This is a genomic window from Pseudomonas nicosulfuronedens, from assembly GCF_005877905.1.
Lineage (GTDB): Bacteria > Pseudomonadota > Gammaproteobacteria > Pseudomonadales > Pseudomonadaceae > Pseudomonas > Pseudomonas nicosulfuronedens.
This window is the reverse complement of the sequence record NZ_SWDV01000046.1, coordinates 16,630-33,335: the sequence shown is the minus strand read 5'-3', so window position 1 is coordinate 33,335 and position 16,706 is coordinate 16,630. Positions and strand designations below refer to the sequence as shown.

General features: G+C 66.1%; 14 protein-coding genes and 1 pseudogene. 7 read left to right on the top strand and 8 right to left on the bottom strand.

Annotated features, from left to right (window positions below):
• Positions 1–8: 8 nt before the first annotated feature.
• Entirely contained in the window at positions 9–1,016 is a 1,008-nt protein-coding gene (gene yejK, locus FAS41_RS26875; protein WP_045210626.1) for a nucleoid-associated protein YejK, read from the bottom strand.
• A gap of 115 nt (positions 1,017–1,131) precedes the next feature.
• Complete coding sequence (locus FAS41_RS26870) at positions 1,132–2,496, bottom strand: TAXI family TRAP transporter solute-binding subunit (protein WP_138526392.1); 1,365 nt, start codon at positions 2,494–2,496, stop codon at positions 1,132–1,134.
• Between the two features lie 174 nt (positions 2,497–2,670).
• Here FAS41_RS26870 and FAS41_RS26865 point away from each other — a divergent pair, with 174 nt between their 5' ends.
• The 5 genes and pseudogenes from FAS41_RS26865 to FAS41_RS26850 all read left to right on the top strand — a co-directional run bounded on the left by FAS41_RS26865 (position 2,671) and on the right by FAS41_RS26850 (position 9,191).
• A complete protein-coding gene (locus FAS41_RS26865) occupies positions 2,671–3,501 on the top strand; it encodes a lipopolysaccharide kinase InaA family protein (protein WP_138526391.1) in 831 nt (276 codons plus the stop codon).
• 62 nt (positions 3,502–3,563) lie between these two features.
• Complete coding sequence (sbcD, locus tag FAS41_RS26860) at positions 3,564–4,784, top strand: exonuclease subunit SbcD (RefSeq protein WP_138526390.1); 1,221 nt, start codon at positions 3,564–3,566, stop codon at positions 4,782–4,784.
• On the top strand, positions 4,781–8,221 hold the full coding sequence (locus FAS41_RS26855; RefSeq protein ID WP_138526389.1) for an AAA family ATPase: 3,441 nt from the start codon (positions 4,781–4,783) through the stop codon (positions 8,219–8,221). The genes sbcD and FAS41_RS26855 overlap by 4 nt, the downstream gene beginning before the upstream one ends.
• 268 nt (positions 8,222–8,489) lie before the next feature.
• Positions 8,490–8,714 (top strand): annotated as a pseudogene (locus FAS41_RS31535) (hypothetical protein); the annotation flags it as partial.
• Complete coding sequence (locus FAS41_RS26850; RefSeq protein WP_425049179.1) at positions 8,700–9,191, top strand: Dps family protein; 492 nt, start codon at positions 8,700–8,702, stop codon at positions 9,189–9,191. The pseudogene FAS41_RS31535 and the gene FAS41_RS26850, both read left to right, overlap by 15 nt.
• A gap of 130 nt (positions 9,192–9,321) precedes the next feature.
• Here FAS41_RS26850 and FAS41_RS26845 read toward each other — a convergent pair whose 3' ends face one another.
• Positions 9,322–10,125: a PA3715 family protein gene (locus tag FAS41_RS26845; RefSeq protein WP_138526387.1), complete on the bottom strand. Its 804-nt coding sequence runs from the start codon at positions 10,123–10,125 to the stop codon at positions 9,322–9,324.
• A gap of 29 nt (positions 10,126–10,154) precedes the next feature.
• The gene (locus tag FAS41_RS26840; protein ID WP_138526386.1) at positions 10,155–11,390 is read right to left on the bottom strand and encodes a dienelactone hydrolase family protein; all 1,236 of its coding nucleotides are present in this window, start codon (positions 11,388–11,390) and stop codon (positions 10,155–10,157) included.
• A gap of 156 nt (positions 11,391–11,546) precedes the next feature.
• Here FAS41_RS26840 and FAS41_RS26835 point away from each other — a divergent pair, with 156 nt between their 5' ends.
• Positions 11,547–12,089, top strand: a complete 543-nt coding sequence (locus FAS41_RS26835; protein WP_138526385.1) for a hydrolase — start codon at positions 11,547–11,549, stop codon at positions 12,087–12,089.
• 6 nt (positions 12,090–12,095) lie between these two features.
• On the opposite strand, the gene FAS41_RS26830 is transcribed toward FAS41_RS26835, so the two are convergent.
• Positions 12,096–12,986: a LysR family transcriptional regulator gene (locus FAS41_RS26830; RefSeq protein ID WP_138526384.1), complete on the bottom strand. Its 891-nt coding sequence runs from the start codon at positions 12,984–12,986 to the stop codon at positions 12,096–12,098.
• Between the two features lie 158 nt (positions 12,987–13,144).
• On the opposite strand from FAS41_RS26830, the gene FAS41_RS26825 reads away from it, so the two are divergent.
• A complete protein-coding gene (locus tag FAS41_RS26825) occupies positions 13,145–14,668 on the top strand; it encodes an MFS transporter (RefSeq protein WP_138526383.1) in 1,524 nt (507 codons plus the stop codon).
• Positions 14,669–14,755: 87 nt separating this feature from the next.
• Here FAS41_RS26825 and rlmF read toward each other — a convergent pair whose 3' ends face one another.
• The 3 genes from rlmF to FAS41_RS26810 are packed head-to-tail and all read right to left on the bottom strand — an operon-like array spanning position 14,756 to position 16,696.
• The gene (rlmF, locus tag FAS41_RS26820; RefSeq protein ID WP_246084945.1) at positions 14,756–15,751 is read right to left on the bottom strand and encodes a 23S rRNA (adenine(1618)-N(6))-methyltransferase RlmF; all 996 of its coding nucleotides are present in this window, start codon (positions 15,749–15,751) and stop codon (positions 14,756–14,758) included.
• A gap of 59 nt (positions 15,752–15,810) precedes the next feature.
• Positions 15,811–16,389: a VTT domain-containing protein gene (locus FAS41_RS26815; RefSeq protein WP_138526382.1), complete on the bottom strand. Its 579-nt coding sequence runs from the start codon at positions 16,387–16,389 to the stop codon at positions 15,811–15,813.
• Between the two features lie 10 nt (positions 16,390–16,399).
• On the bottom strand, positions 16,400–16,696 hold the full coding sequence (locus tag FAS41_RS26810) for a winged helix-turn-helix domain-containing protein (protein ID WP_024762881.1): 297 nt from the start codon (positions 16,694–16,696) through the stop codon (positions 16,400–16,402).
• Positions 16,697–16,706: the final 10 nt, after the last annotated feature.

The following is a 16,706-nucleotide window of genomic DNA, read 5'->3' as shown; positions in this document are numbered from 1 at the left end:
CGCGGACTTCAGTCCTTGCGACGCTTGAGCTGGTCCTGCAACTGGGTCGGCAGGCCGCGGATGATCAGCATGTCGCGGGCCTCGTCGTACTCCACCTTGCTGCCCAGCAGGTGCGCCTCGAAGCTAATCGACAGACCCTCGGCGCGGCCGGTGAAGCGGCGGAACTGGTTGAGGGTGCGCTTGTCCGCCGGGATCTCCGGCGACAGGCCGTAGTCCTTGTTGCGGATGTAGTCGTAGAAGGCGCGCGGCGCCTGGTCGTCCATCAGCTCGGAAAGTGCGTCCAGGGCCATCGGCTCGCCGATCTTGGCCTGGCTGGTGGCGTAGTCCACCAGCACGTCGGTCTTCTCGCGGGCCTGCTCTTCGGGCAGGTCTTCGCTTTCCACGAAGTCGCTGAAGGCCTTGAGCAGAGTGCGGGTCTCGCTCGGGCCGTCGACGCCCTCGGTGCAACCGATGAAGTCGCGGAAATAGTCCGAGACCTTCTTGCCGCCCTTGCCCTTGATGAACGAGATGTACTGCTTGGACGTCTTGTTGTTCTGCCACTCGGAAATGTTGATCCGCGCGGCCATGTGCAGCTGGCCGAGGTCCAGGTGGCGCGACGGGGTCACTTCCAGCGACTCGGTCACCGCCACACCTTCGCTGTGGTGCAGCAGGGCGATGGACAGGTAGTCGGTCATGCCCTGCTGGTAATGGCAGAACAGCACGTGGCCGCCGGTGGAGAGGTTGGACTCTTCCATCAGCGTCTTCAGGTGCTCCACCGCCTGCTTGGAGAAGGCGACGAAGTCCTTGCCGCTGTCCAGGTACTCGCTCAGCCAGCCGCTGAACGGGTAGGCGCCGGACTCGCCCTGGAACAGGCCCCAGGCCTTGTTCGGCTTGGCGTTGTAGCTTTCGTTGAGATCGGCCATCAGGTTCTCGATGGCTTGGGAGTCGCCCAGCTCGGCATCGCGCGCGTGCAGTGTGGCGGGGTTGCCGTCGGGCTTCTTGTCGATCAGGTGGACGATGGCGTGGCGAATCGGCATGGCGGACCCGGATGTTCAGTGCCGGCGGCGCCGCGCGCATCGAAGCGGCGGCGGGGCGGGCGGATTGGAAAACGCCAGAGTTTACCCGACAAGGCGCCGGGATGCGCGACGCCGATTAGTCCGCCGCCGGCGCCAGCCCCTCGTCGCGCTCGCGTCGGTTGCGGCGCAGCTGGCGCAGGCGGCGGATCACATAGTTCAGGTGCAGGTGCAGCTCGTACAGCTCGTTGTAGTACGACAGCGGCACCTCGACCTTGGCCAGCTCGGCCTCCAACTGCTCCAGGCGCTCGATCTCGGTGCTCAGCTCGGCGCTGCCGGTGCGTTCGTCCAGGCGCCGGTCGATCTCGCGCAGGTAGCGGTACCAGCGGTAGATGCGTGCGCGGATACGCCAGCGGTACAGCGGGCCGATGGATTTCATCAGCGGGATGAGGATGGCGATGAAGGGGATCAGCAGGATGATGTAGCGGTCCGCCAGGGAGGCGATACGGAACGGCAGGAAGCGCTGCAGCAGCGGCGGGCCGCTCTTGTAGTAGCGCTCCGCGTCCTCCTGTAGCGCCAGGGTGCGCGGCTCGGCGCTGGGGAAGGCGCCGGCCGCATCGAGCAAGGTGCCGCTCTTCATCACCGCGCGGGCAGCTTCGAGGATCAGCGGAGTGAGTGCCGGGTGAAAGTCGCCGTTGACCACCAGGGTGGCGACCGGCGCCAGAGTGGCCAGGTCCTCATCCGGCACGTTCTGCGCCAGGTTCAGCAGGCCTTCGCTGACCTCCACACGCTTGAGGAAGGGAATCCGCGCCTCGTAGGCGTGGGCGCGGCGAAAGCCCGTGAGCTTCAGCTCGGGGCTGGCGGCCAAGCGCTGGATCAGCGGGTTCTCCGCCGGGCCGACGAAGAAGGCGGCATCCAGCTCACCGGCCAGCAGCTCGTTGGCCACCGCGTTGCCGCCGCGTGCCTGCCAGCCGGCGGGCAGGGGATCGGTGGGAATCTCGTTGGCCTTGAGGATGGCCTCGGTCACCGCCTCGGTGCCGCTGCCGGAACCGCCGACGGCAACGCGCAGGGCGAGCAGGTCGGCCAAGCGGTCGATCTTCGCCTCGCGGCGCTGGAACAGCCACAACGGCTCCTGGAACATCGCGCCGAGTGTTTGCAACTGAGCGCGCTGCTTGGGCTCCAGTTGCTGCTCCTGGCCACTCTGCACCAGTGCCACGTCCACGCCGCTCTTGCCGTCCAGCAGCTTGCCCAGGTTCTCCCGTGAACCCGAGGTGCGCACCAGTTGCAGGTCGAAGCCCTGCTTGGCCAGCTCCTCCTTCAGCCGCTGACCGAACACCGCGTAGCCGCCGCCCGGTGCGCCGGTGGCCAAGGTGGCGCTCATCGGCGGTGGCGGGGCGACGAAGTAGAAGACCGCAGCGACCAGCGCGGCCAGCACCGGCACCAGCCAGAGGTTGGCACGCACCAGGATGGCGAGGTCCTTGAGCATATTGAGCAGGCGTTGCATGGCGTTCCCTCGAAATACCCTTTCCAGAAACCTTAGCGGTTCGTTATCGACCGGGAGGTTCTGCGGTGGTTCACCGGGGGAATCGATCCTGGGATTTCAAATTTCGCGTGTATTAAATGTGAAATTTTCGTTAAATGAGTGCCATCAAAATGATATCTGTCCTGTGTTGTCGCCATGCTGTTCAAACCACAACGGAAGCGGTTTCCAAACACCCTCAGGAACGGTGAACTGACATTACACGCCGGGGATTCGGCCTCCCCCGGTCTGCTGGATGGCATTGCCGATCTCATTCGCCAGCGCGAACAGGGGCGCCGTATCGTCGGCTGCGTCCAGGGCAACGGCGCTTTGTCCTTCGTGAAGGTCAGCCGGGTGGACGGGTTCCGCACCAAGGTTCGCCTGCTGTTGGGCCGCAAGCGACGGCAAGGTGGCTTCGACTGGACGGTCGCCGAGTTGCTCAATACCACCGAGGCCAGTGCGCGCAATGCACCGGTGCCGGCCGTCCATGGTTTCGGCTACCGCAAGCGGCGCTACGGCATGGTCAACGAGCTCTTCCTGCTCACCGAATACCTAGACGGCTATGTCGATGGCTTGCAAGCCCTGGAGCACCAGCACCTGTCCGTCGAGCGGCTGCTGGCGCAGGCCCTGGACCTGATTGGGCAACTGCATGCCAGGCAGATTGCCCATCTCGACCTGTGGCTGGGCAACGTGATGGTCCACACCGGTGGAGAGGCGCCCAAGGTCATCGATCTGGAGAACTGCTACATCGGTCCGCTGCCGCATTTCGCCGCGGTACTCGGCTTCCAGTTCGGTTTCCTCTACTACTACCGCGCGCGGCAGCACATCGATGAGGCGAGCTACGATCGGCTGGTGGAAGTGGCGCTTACCCGCTATCCGCAACTGGACCGCCGGGTGTTCGACGCCATCTACCCACGGGCCAAGCATCAGCACGTGGGTCGCAAGGAGCGCCACCAACTGGTGAGCCACGGGCGCTTCATCGCCGACTGAAAGCGTGGGTGGATGACGCTATCATCCCTGCCTTCGAGCAGCGGTAGCGGACTCCACCTTTCATGCGCATTCTCCACACCTCCGACTGGCACCTGGGCCAGCATTTCATGGGCAAGAGCCGCGAGGCCGAGCACCAGGCGTTCTGCGCCTGGCTGGTCGAGCAGGTGCGCGAGCAGGCCGTGGATGCGGTAATCATCGCCGGCGACGTGTTCGATACCGGCGCGCCGCCCAGCTATGCCCGCGAGCAGTACAACCGCTTCATCGTCGAGCTGCGCGACACTGGTGCGCGCCTGGTGGTGCTGGGCGGCAACCACGACTCGGTGGCGATGCTGGAAGAGTCCCGCGACCTGCTGGCCTGCCTGGACACCCAGGTGATCGCCGCCGTCGGCACCGACCTCGAGCGCCAATTGCTGGTGCTGCCGCAACGTGACGGCCAGCCCGGCGCGATTCTTTGCGCGATCCCCTTCATCCGCCCGCGCGACGTGCTCACCAGCCAGGCCGGGCAGAGCGCGCAGGACAAGCAGCTGGCCCTGCAGCAGGCGATCCAGACGCACTACCGCGAGCTGTTCGAGCGCGCCGAGGCGGAGCGCGAAAAGCTCGGCCGGCATCTGCCGATCATCGCCACCGGCCACCTCACCACCGTTGGCGCGAGCGCCAGCGAGTCGGTGCGGGAAATCTACGTTGGCACCCTGGAAGCCTTCCCCACCAGTGCCTTCCCGGCGGCGGACTACATCGCCCTCGGCCATATCCACCGGCCGCAGAAAGTCGGTGGCCTGGAGCACATCCGCTACTGCGGCTCGCCCATTGCCCTGAGCTTCGACGAAGCGACGCAGGGCAAGGAAGTGCTGCTGGTGGACCTGGATGACAGCGGCCTGCGTGGCGTCACCGCGTTGCCGGTGCCGCGCTTCCAGCCGCTGAAGTCGGTGTCCGGCAGCCTCGCCGAGCTGCCCGCCGAACTGGCCCGCGTCGCTCGCGAAGGCAGCGCCGAGCAGCCGGTGTGGCTGGAAGTCCTGGTGCACACCGATGACTACCTGACCGACATCCAGCTGCGCGTCGAAAAGCTCTGCGAAGACCTGCCGGTGATCGTCCTGCGCACCCGCCGCGAGCGCGGTACGGCCCAGGCGGCGCTGTTCAGCGAGGCGAAGGAAACCCTCGACGAACTCAGTCCGGAGGACGTGTTCCGCCAACGCCTGGATGCCGAGGATCTGGAGGCGCCACTGCGCGAGCGCCTGACCGGGCTCTACCGGCAGGTCGTCGCCGAGCTGCAGGAGGAGCTCCCGTGAGAATCCTCAGCCTGCGCCTGAAGAACCTCAACTCGCTCAAGGGCGAATGGAAGATCGACTTTACCGCCGAACCCTTCGCCGGCAACGGCCTGTTTGCCATCACCGGGCCCACCGGGGCGGGCAAGACCACGCTGCTCGATGCCATCTGCCTCGCGCTGTACCACCGCACGCCGCGCATGGGGTTGTTGTCGCAAAGTAGCAACGAATTGATGACTCGGCACACTGCGGACTGTCTGGCCGAGGTGGAGTTTGAGGTAAAGGGGGTTGCTTATCGTGCCTTCTGGAGTCAGCGACGTGCGCGTGATCGTGCTGAAGGAGCATTGCAGCAAGCGAAGGTAGAGCTTGCTCGAATCGATCAGAACACTGGCGAAGGTGAAATTCTCGCAGACAAGGCCACAGAGAAGCTTCGCGTTGTTGAAGCTCTCACAGGCTTAGATTTCGAGCGCTTCACCAAGTCCATGTTGTTAGCTCAGGGTGGATTTGCTGCCTTTCTTGAGGCGAACTCAAACGAGCGAGCGGCATTACTGGAACAGCTTACGGGGACCGAGGTTTATGGCCTTATTTCCAAGCGTGTATATGAGAGGACAAAGGCGCTGGCCGAAGATCTGCGCTTGCTCAGGGCTCGATCTGACGGTGTCGAACTGCTCAGCACCGAACAGCGCGGCGAACTGGAGCAACAGGGCCGCGATGCCGCCTTGCAGGAAACCGCTTTGCAGACACAACTTGCGGCCGTTCAGGCACAACGCCGCTGGCGTGAAGACCTGACCCGCGCACAGCAGCAGGTCGAGCAGGCAGGCGCGAAGGAGGCCAGCGCGCGCCAGGCGCTGGAGCACGCACAGCCCGATCTGCAGCGCCTGGCGCACAGCGAGCCTGCCGTCCGCCTGCAACCGCTGCACCAGGTCTGGCGCAGCAGTCACGAGAGTGTCGAACAGGTTCGCGTGGCGCTGGAGGATAACCGCACGCAGCAGGTGTCCAGCCGTGATGAGGTCGCCCAGGCTCTGTGGGCGGCGAGCCAGTATGCTCAACAGGCGCAAGAGGTGCGCGAGAGTGAGCACAAGGCTGTCAGCGAGCAGCAGCAGGAGTTGCAGGCGCGCCTTGCGCAGCATCCGCAGCGCGCGAAGCTGGGTGAGATGTTGGGCGGCTGGCGCGCGCAGTTCGCCCAGCGCTCGCGCCTGGCCAAGGCTATCGCCGACTTGCAGCGGCAGGCACAGGCGGCTGACCAGTCATTGCAGAACGCGACCACGCAGCGGCAGACCCTGCAGGGCAATGTTGCTTTCATGCAGCAACAATTCGATTCGGCTGGGGCGCAGGAAATCCGGTATCAGCAGCAGCTCGATACCTTGCTGGGCGGCGCGACCGAAACTGGCCTGCGTGAGCGCCTGCAACAGATACAACTGCAAAGCCGTGGGCTCGACCGCCTGGAACAACTGGCCCAGGTCCGAACCCAGGCCGCTGCGCAACTGACGCGCTGGCAGCCGGAGCTCGATGTGCTGCGTCAGCGCAAGGGCGAGCGTGACACGGCCATCGTAGCGCTGCGCGAGCGCTATCAGGCGACCAGGCAGCAGGTCGCTGACAAGGAAAAACTCCTGCAGCAGGAGCAGCGCATCCACCAGTTGGAGCATCTGCGCGCGCAGTTGCAGCCCGGTGAGGCTTGCCCGTTGTGCGGCTCGCCGGAGCATCCGGCGGTGGCGGCCTACCAGGCGCTGGATGTGTCCTCTACCCAGGCGGCACTGGAGCAGGCGCGAAAGCAACTGGCCGAACTGGAAAGCCAGGGCATCGCCTTGCGTGGCGAGCTGGCCGAACTGGATGCGCAGCTGCAGCAGGGCCAGCGTCAGCTGGACGAAGCTCAGGTCGCGCTGGCGCAGCACCAGCAGGCGTGGCAGCAACAGTGTGAAGCGCAGGGTCTCGCGCTCAAGGACGACCAGCAGCTCGCCGCCGAGCGCGAGCGCCATGAGACGTCGCTGGCCGCCTTGCAGCAGCAGCTCAAGGCCCTGGACGAACACAGGGTCCAGCTCCAGCAGGCGCAACAGCAACGCCAGCGCGCCGAACGCGACCATGCCGAGGCTGCTCAGCAATTAGCGCTGTTCGATCAGCAGCAGACTCACGAACGCCAGCGCCAGGAGGAGCGTGCGCAGCAGCTCGCCACCCAGCGGGCAGACCTGCAACAGCAGGATCAGGTAGTGGCCGGCGCACTGGGCGAGCTGGGTTACGACGTGCCGGAGAATGGTGAGCAGTGGCTGGCCGAGCGCGCGGCAGAGTGGCAGCAATGGCAGCAGGACCAGCAGCGCAGCCAGGAACTGGCCGCCGCCGAGCGTGATGCCGAACAGGCTGCCCGTGCGGCGCAACAGATCGCCGCGCAATGGCAGCAGCGTTGGCAGGCTGCCGGATTCGATACGCGTCAGGCGCTGGCGGTGCAGGCAGCGCCGCAACAGGCATTGGCGCAGGCCGAGGAGCAATTGGCCGCCGCCCAGCGTCAGGCCGATGCGCTGCAGGGCCGCGAGCAATCCTTGGCGGAGCGACTGGGACAGGAGCAGGCGCGCCTGGCGGAGCGCCTGGCGAGCTGGCAGCAGGCGCTGGCGGCGAGTCCCTTCGCCGACGAGCCGACCTACCTCGCTGCGCTGCTGGACGATGCCCAGCGTGCGGAGCTGACCCAGTTGCGCCAGCGCCTGGAAACGGCGATCACCGAAGCCGTCACCTTGCGTGCCGCCGCCGCGCAGGACGTCGAGCGCCTGCAGGCCGAGCCCCACGGCGAACTGCCGCTGGAGGAACTCGACCAGCAGTTGCAGGCGCTCGCCACACAGCTGCGCGAGCTCGGCCAACGCCAGGGCGAGATTCGTGCCCAGTTGCAGGGCGACGACAACCGTCGCGCCAGCCAGCAGAGCCTGTTCGCGGAAATCGCCCGGCAGGAGGAGGAGCACGATCTCTGGCAGCGCCTCAACAGCCTGATCGGTGCCTCCGACGGCGCGCGTTACCGACGCTTCGCCCAGGGCCTGACCCTCGACCACCTGGTGCACCTCGCCAACCGTCAGTTGCAGCGCCTGCATGGCCGTTACCAGCTGGCGCGGCGCAGCGACGGCGAGCTGGAGCTGGAAGTGGTGGATACCTGGCAGGGCGACACTGCGCGCGACTGCAAGACGCTGTCCGGCGGCGAGAGCTTCCTGGTCAGCCTGGCGTTGGCGCTCGCGCTGTCCGACCTGGTCAGCCACAAGACCAGCATCGATTCGCTGTTCCTCGACGAAGGCTTCGGCACCCTCGATGGCGAAACCCTGGAAGTCGCGCTGGATGCCCTCGACAGCCTCAACGCCACGGGCAAGACCATCGGCGTGATCAGCCACGTTGAGGCGCTGAAGGAGCGCATCCCGGTGCAGCTCAAGGTGCACAAGGGTGTCGGCATGGGTTACAGCCAACTCGATGCGCGTTTTCGTTTCAATCCCTAGCGTTTCGAGCCACAGAAAGCCTGATGGACAGATCGATCCGGTAATGCGCTGAGAACGGTCTGGTCGACTGGAACGAGCTGTACGGCAGCCGCTCCACGATTGATCCACATCAGGTGGAACGCGTGTGCCGGAGTGCTGTCAACTTGCAATCGACGTCAGGCGAGATAGGCTCAAGACCGCGTAAGTCAGCCGTCCCGCCTGGGTCGGCATCCACAGGTATCGTGATCTTTCGTAGAGGTGATTTGTGATGAAGCAATCCGCATCGGCTCCGAAGAAACCCGCAGCGGCCAAACCCGCCGCGAAGCCGGCTGCGAAAGCGGCCAGCAAACCTGCCGCAAAACCTGCCGCTGCCAAGCCGGCCGCCAAGCCCGCTGCCAGCAAACCCGCAGCCGCCAAGACTGCAGCGGCCAAGCCCGCTGCCGCAAAACCGGCGGCCAAACCGGCCGCTGCCAAGACCGCTCCGCGTCGTGCGCCCGCGCTGGCCACGCCGTCGGACCTGAGCAAGAACGCCACCCGCGATCTGTCGGCCGCGCTCAATCGCCTGCTGGCGGATGTCTTCGCGCTGTACCTGAAGACCAAGAACTTCCACTGGCACGTGAGCGGTCCGCACTTCCGCGACTACCACCTGCTGCTGGACGACCATGCCACCGAGATCTTCGCGATGACCGACGCGATTGCCGAACGCACCCGCAAGATCGGTGGCGGCACGCTGCGCTCCATCGGCCAGATTGCCCGCGAGAAGCGCATTCTCGACAACGACGCGGAGTACGTGCAGCCGCTGGACATGCTGGCCGAACTGCAGGAGGACAACAAATCGCTGACCTCCTACATGCGCGAGGTCCATGGCCTGTGCGACGAGTACCACGACATCGCCACCGCCAGCCTGATCGAGAACTGGATCGACGAAACCGAGCAGCGCACCTGGTTCCTCTTCGAGACCAGCCGCCGCGGTGACAACACCGGCCATTGATTGGTATGCCAGAAACACCAAGGCCGCCTTCGGGCGGCCTTGGTGTTCTTGTAGGAGCGAGCTTGCTCGCGAACCGCATTGCACCTGGCTCGCCGGCTGGATTGTTCGCGAGCAAGCTCGCTCCTACCGTTCACGGGGCGCTCTGCCAGAAGGTGGAAAACTCCTCGAATGGATAGCGCGTACCGTCGTAACTGACGGTGGTGCGCACGGTCTTCGGCGTACCGACATCGTCACCTTCGTGCTCGCGCTGCACCTTCGAGCTGACGATCAGGTCCGCATAACCGTTGTGACTGTCCTTGCCCATGGCCAGGGTGAGTTGCGAGCGCTCGATGACCAGCTTGTCGGCGCCGCCGCAGACGACGCCTTCAAGTGTCGTCCATTGCCGCAGGTAGGTGCGGAACACTTCCTTGAGCTTGTCGCCTTGAGGTGCATAGAGGCTGAAGTCGTCGTAGGACCAGGCGTCCGGACAGCTCGCGCCGCGTGCCACGCTGCTGATGATCAGGCCGAAGCCGCGCACCTCCGGAGACAGGCGATAGCGCGCGGTGTCTAGCCACAGGCTGGAGCTGTCGATTTCCACCATGGCGTCCTCGCCGATGCTGTCGTCGCTGCGTGTCACCAGCTTGCCGCTGCTGGTGTCGAATTGGCCCACCAGCAGGTTCAGGTTGCGCTCGCCCGGCTCGGCCTTATCGTCCGCCGTGCTGTAGGCGACGGCTACCACCTGCAGCTTTGGATCGTCCGGCCAGGGCTTGCAGGCCGCGGCCACCACGGGCGTTGCCGCTCCGGACTGCGGCGCCTGCCAGCCCTGCTGGCCGAGCAGCCCGGCCAGTGTCTGCAGGGTGGCCGCATCGCAGGGTTGCGCGGTGCGCTCCGCCGCGCCGGCGCCGCCGGCAAGTACCAGCAGCGCGGCACAGGTCCATTTCCCTATGGGGTACATCGGGTGCTCCTTGGGTTGATCGAGGAGAATCAGCGGCCTTCGCTGTCCTTCCACTTGTTCATCAGGGTGTTCGATTCCAGGCTCTCGTCGAGCAGCTTCTTCGCTGTCTCCACACCGGCCACCGGCAGCCCGGCGGGGTCGAGCAGGCCGATCTGCACCAGTACGCTGGCCTGGTCCCAGTAGATGTGTTCATGGCACAGCTTGTCACCACGGAAGCGGATCACGCCGAGCATGGGAATCTCCACGTACTTGCCGGTGGGCGGCACGCCGGGGAGCATCCAGTCGATTTCGCTGGTGTGGGTGAAACACATGACGAACTCGTCCACCACCTGCAGCGCACCGACGGTGCGGGAGATCGGCACCAGTTTCATGTCCGGCGGATTACCGTGGACGAAGTGGTTGCGGTAGAAGCGCGCCAGTTCGTCCTGGCCGACGCCGCCGGTCATGGTGGGAATATGGTTGACGTAGGGCTGGGCGACCATGGTCGCCATGGTGGCGGGCACGTCACGGGCGGCGAACTCGTGGTAAATGTGGTCTTCCCACAGCTGCGACAGGTCGAAGTCCGGGCCGATCTCGCGCTTGAGCGCGCCGATGCTGCGCTCGTGGGCCATCAGCGCGGCGGGCTTGTCGAAGTGCATGCCGTTGGGACGGGCGAAGGCATGGTCGACGCCGGGGTAGCTGTAGATTTCCGCCTTCGGCAGCTTGCCGAGGACTTCACCGATGGCCGCGCGGGCGTTGGCGTCGCAGTACACGTCCTGCTCGGCGAAGTGCAGCACCAGGCGACCCTTGATGTTCGCTGCCTCGTCGAGCATCTGCTCGATGCCCATGCCGTAGTAGCCCACCGAGCAGGCGGCGTCGGTGCGCGCGGCGGTGAGGTAGGCGAGCTTGCCGCCCAGGCAGAAGCCGACATAGCCGATACCGCGATCCTCCACCGCCGGCAGCGCGCGCAGGGCGTCCATGGCGGCAGCGATGTCGTCCACACCCTTGTCCACGTCGAAGCGCTGGAACAGGCCGATGGCCTGGCCGAAGTCGGCCTCGCTGTAGCCCAGCTCCAGGTTCGGCTGCAGACGCCAGAAGAGATCGGGCACCAGGGCGACGTAGCCTTCCTCGGCATAGCTGTCGGCGATGCTGCGCATGTTGGCGTTGACGCCGAAGATCTCCTGGCCGATCACCACTCCGGGGCCGTGCCCGCTGGCCGGTACCGCGAGATAACCGCTGAAGCTGCCGCTGCCGTCACGCGCGGCGATGCTGATGCTCTTGCCCATGTTCCCTTCTCTCCCAGGCTCGTTGTTGTGGTGTTCTGGCGCGCATAGGGTGCGGGCTGGAGCGGCGCCTGCCAAGTGGCCAATGGTGCGATGGCGGTTGACAGCCTGGCTTCGGAGGACCACAACTCGGGTTCGAACCTCTGGAGGACTCTCACGATGTTGCTGCGCGCCCAGGCTTCGACCCTGCTGATCATCGACATCCAGGAACGCCTGTTCCCGGCCATTCACGACAACGAGGCAGTGCTCGAACACAGCGCCTGGCTGCTGGCCATCGCACGGCGGCTGGGCGTGCCCGTGCTGGCCACCGAGCAGTACCCGAAGGGCCTCGGCACGACGCTGCCGGCGCTGCGTGACGAACTGGCGGAGGGCGAGGTGCTGGAGAAGATCGCCTTCTCCGCAGTCGCCGATCCCGGGCTGCTGCAGATGCCCGGCGGCGATAGTCGGCAGTTTGTGGTGTGCGGCACCGAAGCGCACGTCTGTGTGTTGCAGACAGTGCTGGGGTTGCTGGCCGAGGATCGCCAGGTCTACGTGGTGGACGAGGCCGTCGGCTCGCGTCGGCCGCGGGACAAGGCGCTGGCGCTGGAGCGGATGCGGCAGGCCGGCGCGGTGATCGTCTCGCGGGAGATGGTCGCCTTCGAGTGGATGGAGCGCGCGGGGACGGAAATCTTTCGCGAGATCAGCAAGCAGTTCATCCGCTGAGTCACTTTAACGAGTGACGAACAGCCGGTCGCCCAGGAAGTCGAGGAACACCCGCAGCTTCAGCGACATGCGCCGACCCGCCGGCCACAGCGCGTGGAAGCTGCCCTGGTGCGTAGTGTGTTCGCTCAGCACCTGCACCAGCCGGCCGTCGTTCAGCGCGCTGCGCACCGCGAAGTCGGGCAGGCAGGCGATTCCCATGCCCTGGCTGGCAACGTTGATCAGCATGTCGGCGGTGTTGCAGATCAACCCGCCGTCCAGGCGTGGCTCCGCTTCGCCAGGGGCGAGCTTGAGCGGCCAGCGCTGTACCAGCCCGCTGCTCGGGTAGCGGTAGTGCAGGCACAGGTGCTCATTGAGATCCGCCGGCCGCCGCGGCGTGCCGTACTGGCGCAGATAGCCGGGCGAGGCCACCAGCAGCAGGCAGAAGTCGCCCAGCTTGCGCGCCTTGAGCCGCGAATCGCGCAGCTCGCCGCCGCGCACCACGAGGTCGAAACCCTCCTCGATGACGTCCACCAGGCGGTCGGTGAAGTCGATGTCCAGTTGTATGCGGGGGTAGCAGCGGAGGAATTCCGGCAGCACCTGGGGCAGTAGCCCGGCCACCAGCGGCATGCTGATCTTCAGCCGGCCACGGGCCTGCTGGGTGGACAGCGCCAGTTCCTGTTCCGCCGCTTCCAGCTCGTCGAGGATGCGCCGGCAGCGCTCGAGGAACAGCTGGCCTTCGTTGGAGAGGCTCAGGCTGCGGGTGCTGCGATGGAAAAGGCGCACGCTCAGGCGCTCCTCCAGGCGCGCAATGCTCTTGCCCACTGCCGAAGCGGAGAGGCCGAGCAGGCGAGCGGCCTGGGCGAAGCTCAGGGAGTCGGCGACCTGGAGAAAGACGCGCAGGCCGTTGAGGCTGTCCATGGGCGGGTATCCGTGCAGGTGGGCAGCTATTGTGCCGCGCGTTGGGGGATCGATTGCGGACAGTGATGTCCGTTTTGTTCGGAATCCTAGCCTGTTTTTCCGTAATGCCGGGTTGATTAGCTTTCGGCGGGTCTTCCTCGATTCCTTGCGGACCCACCATGAAACCTTCCCACGATATCTCAGAAAATCGATCCGACGCCTCGCGCTGGCTACTGCTACTGGCGGCCAGCCTGACGGCGGTGCTGATTCCCCTGTGCTTCACCGGCCCGGCCGTGGTGCTGCCGGCCATTGCCCGTGAGCTGGGTGGCTCGGCCGTGGCGCTGAACTGGATCGTCAACGGCTACGTGCTGGCTTACGGTGCGGCGATGATGGCGGCCGGCAGCCTGGCGGACGTGTACGGACGCAAACGCATCTGGCTGGTCGGCCTGGCGCTGTTCTGCGCCACCACCCTGGCGATTCCCCTGGCCGGCTCGGTGGCGGCGATCGACTTGCTGCGGGTATTGCAGGGAGCGGGAGGTTCGGCGGCCTTTGCCGCTGCCATGGCGGCGCTGGCGCAGGAGTTCGAGGGGGCCATTCGCACGCGGGTGTTCAGCTTGCTGGGGACAACCTTCGGCGTCGGCCTGGCCTTCGGCCCACTGCTCGCCGGCTGGCTGACCGATGGGCCGGGCTGGCGCTGGGTGTTCCTGGTGCCGGCGGTGTGCGCGCTGGCCTCGGTGCCGGTGGTCGTACGCTTCTGCCGTGAGAGCCGCGACCCCCAGGCACGCGGTCTGGACTGGCCCGGTGCGCTGAGCTTCACTGCCGCGCTCAGCTTGTTCACTTATGGCCTGCTGCTGGCGCCGGAACAGGGCTGGGCGAGCTTTTCCGTGATTGTCACGCTGGTGCTGAGTGGCGTGTTGCTGGTCGTGTTCGTTGCCGTCGAACGCCGTGTGGAGCGGCCTTTGCTGGATCTTTCGCTGTTCAGCCAATGGCGTTTCGTTGGTGTACAACTGCTGGGTGCGTCGCCGGCGTTCGCCTACGTGGTGCTGATCGTCCTGCTGCCGGGACGCTTCATCGGCATCGAAGGGCAGGGCGCGCTGCAAGCTGGCTGGACCATGCTGGCGCTGTCGGCGCCGCTGTTGATAGTACCCTTCCTGGCGGCGCTGCTGGCGAAGCACTTCAGTGCTGGCAGCCTCTCGGCAATCGGCCTGCTGATCGTGGCGGGCGGGCTGATGTGGCTGGCGCGCAACCTGGCAGGCGGTGTCGCGCCAGATGTGCCGCTGTTGATGATCGGCATCGGTATCGGCCTGCCCTGGGGGTTGATGGATGGCCTGGCGGTGAGCGTGGTCGAGCGTGAACGCGCCGGCATGGCGACGGGCATCTTCAACACCGTGCGGGTGTCCGCCGATGCGGTGGCCATCGCCGTGGTCGGCGCTTTGCTGGCGACCCTGATCGCTTCGCAGTTGGAGCCCTTGGGCCTGGCCACGGCGGAGCGCCTGATGAGCGCCAACCAGTTGGCCATCGGCAATCTGGCGGCGGTCGTCGAGCAGTTGCCGCAGCTGGCGCCCGAGCAACTGCGCAGCGACTACGTGGCCGTGTTCAGCCGGGTGTTGGAGCTGCTGGCCGGGATCACCCTGGTCGTAGCGGGGCTGGTCTTTGTGCTGCTGGGGCGTGAACGCTCGCCGGCGCTGTTGGCTGAAGCCTGACGCGGGGGCGAGTCGTAGGGCGAATAACCGCTTGCGGTTATCGTCGGTGCTGAGTGACGGCGGATAACGCGTGCCGCGTTATGCGCCCTACGCTTTGCGGCGGTGCTCTGGCTCGAGGAAGGTCCAGGCGACGAAGCGGCTCTGCTTCTGCCCCTGGGCCATGTCCACGGTGCGAATGGAGATGGCGCCTGCCTTCTTCAGCACGCGACGGAAGTCGTCGAGGTTGCCGGCCTTGGACACCAGCGAGCTGAACCAGCGCACCTGTTGGCCGACTTCGGCGCTTTCCGCCGCCAGCTTGCGCAGGAAGGCGATCTCGCCGCCTTCGCACCACAGCTCGTTGCTCTGCCCGCCGAAGTTCAGCTTGGGCAGTTGGCGCGACGGGTCGAGCTTGCCGAGGTTCTTCCATTTGCGCCGGCTGCCGCTACTGGCTTCCTCGGGTGAGGCATGGAAGGGCGGGTTGCACAGGGTCGCGTCGAAGCGCTCATCGGCGCCGAGCAGGCCACGGAAGATGTGCTTCGGGTCGTGCTGCTGGCGCAATTCGATAGCATCGCTCAGGCCGGGGTTGCCACTGACGATGGCCTGGGCAGAGGCGAGGGCGGCTGGCTCGATGTCCGAGCCGAGGAAGTGCCAGCCATAGTCGCGGTGCCCGATCAGCGGGTAGATACAGTTGGCGCCGACGCCGATGTCCAGCACGCGTACCTCCGGCCCGCGCGGCACGCTGCCACCGTTCTCCTCGGCGAGCAGGTCGGCGAGGTAGTGCACGTAATCCGCACGACCGGGGATCGGCGGGCAGAGGAAGCCGGCGGGAATGTCCCACTGGCCGATGCCGTATTGCGCCTTGAGCAGCGCGCGGTTGAACACGCGCACTGCCTCGGGGTTGGCGAAGTCGATGCTTGGCTTGCCGTAGGGATTGGTGATGACGAATCGGCCCAGCTCCGGGCAGCCCTCGATCAGCGCCGGAAAGTCGTAGTGGCCCTGGTGGCGGTTGCGCGGGTGCAGCAGGTTCGGCCGCTTGGCGGCCGGGTCGCGCAGAGCCTGGGCGGGGATGGCGGGCTTGATGGGGCGTTTCGGTGGTTTCGACATGAGGGCGTGCGGGACAGGGAAGCGGTGGGCGATTTTCCCACAGATGCTCCTGGCGCGCCTCAGCCGATCAGCGCACTGCCCAGGCGGTCGAACAGCAGGCAGCAGAGCAGCAGCGGAATGGGCAGGCCGAGCAGGGTGCCGAGCATGTACGGCCAGAAACCGATGCCCGACAGGGCCAGGCTGTAGTTCAGCGTCGGCGAGGTGATGAAGGCGTGGCGCAGCAGGAACACGCTGCTCGCCGGGCGCTGGTCGAGGTGGCTGAACACCGCGCGGGTCAGCCGGTTGTTCAGCAGGCGCAGGCCGTTGCCGCCGACGGCGCGCACGATCAGGAAGGTGAAACCGCAGGAGAACACTGCCGCGCAGTAGGTGATCAGCCCGCCCCACAGCTTGCCCATGGCCAGCACGGCGGCGGCGAGGAACAGCAGGCCGGGGATGTGCAGCAGGTTGCCCAGGGCGAACAGGCCGACGAACAGCAGCAGGCCGCCCAGGCGGTTGTCGGTCAGTTCGGTGCGCAGGGCGTCGAGGCTGAACTCCTCATGCAGGCCGCTGGCGCGGTAGAGCAGGGCCAGCACTCCGGCGAAGGCGAGCAGCAGGATCAGTCGGCGAGAGCGCCAGAGAATGGGGGGAACGGCAAGCATGCGGGCGGGCTCAGGGGTACTGCAGGATGTCCTTGATCTTCGGCAGGTGCGCGGCGATCCAGCGCGGATCGATGGCGCCCCAGTCGCGGATGCGGTAGTGGCCGGCGTTGTTGCGTTCGCCGTCGTGCTGCTCGAAGGCGCAGTCGATGTCGAGATCGGCCAGCGCGGCCAGGGTGTCCTGCGCCGTGCGTCGGGGCATGCCGGTGGCCTCCATCAGCGCCGGGACGCTGGTCGCGGTGCCGCTGTCGATCAGCCACGCGACGTACAGGCGGCGGTAGAAACTGCTTTTGGTCTTGCTCACTTCCATCGAGACGTTT

Coding starts and splice junctions, on each gene's coding strand:
- yejK (WP_045210626.1), bottom strand. CDS start 1,016: ATGCCGATTCGCCACGCCATCGTCCACCTGATCGACAAGAAGCCCGAC.
- FAS41_RS26870 (WP_138526392.1), bottom strand. CDS start 2,496: ATGCAACGCCTGCTCAATATGCTCAAGGACCTCGCCATCCTGGTGCGT.
- FAS41_RS26865 (WP_138526391.1), top strand. CDS start 2,671: ATGCTGTTCAAACCACAACGGAAGCGGTTTCCAAACACCCTCAGGAAC.
- sbcD (WP_138526390.1), top strand. CDS start 3,564: ATGCGCATTCTCCACACCTCCGACTGGCACCTGGGCCAGCATTTCATG.
- FAS41_RS26845 (WP_138526387.1), bottom strand. CDS start 10,125: ATGTACCCCATAGGGAAATGGACCTGTGCCGCGCTGCTGGTACTTGCC.
- FAS41_RS26840 (WP_138526386.1), bottom strand. CDS start 11,390: ATGGGCAAGAGCATCAGCATCGCCGCGCGTGACGGCAGCGGCAGCTTC.
- FAS41_RS26835 (WP_138526385.1), top strand. CDS start 11,547: ATGTTGCTGCGCGCCCAGGCTTCGACCCTGCTGATCATCGACATCCAG.
- FAS41_RS26830 (WP_138526384.1), bottom strand. CDS start 12,986: ATGGACAGCCTCAACGGCCTGCGCGTCTTTCTCCAGGTCGCCGACTCC.
- FAS41_RS26825 (WP_138526383.1), top strand. CDS start 13,145: ATGAAACCTTCCCACGATATCTCAGAAAATCGATCCGACGCCTCGCGC.
- rlmF (WP_246084945.1), bottom strand. CDS start 15,751: ATGTCGAAACCACCGAAACGCCCCATCAAGCCCGCCATCCCCGCCCAG.
- FAS41_RS26815 (WP_138526382.1), bottom strand. CDS start 16,389: ATGCTTGCCGTTCCCCCCATTCTCTGGCGCTCTCGCCGACTGATCCTG.
- FAS41_RS26810 (WP_024762881.1), bottom strand. CDS start 16,696: ATGGAAGTGAGCAAGACCAAAAGCAGTTTCTACCGCCGCCTGTACGTC.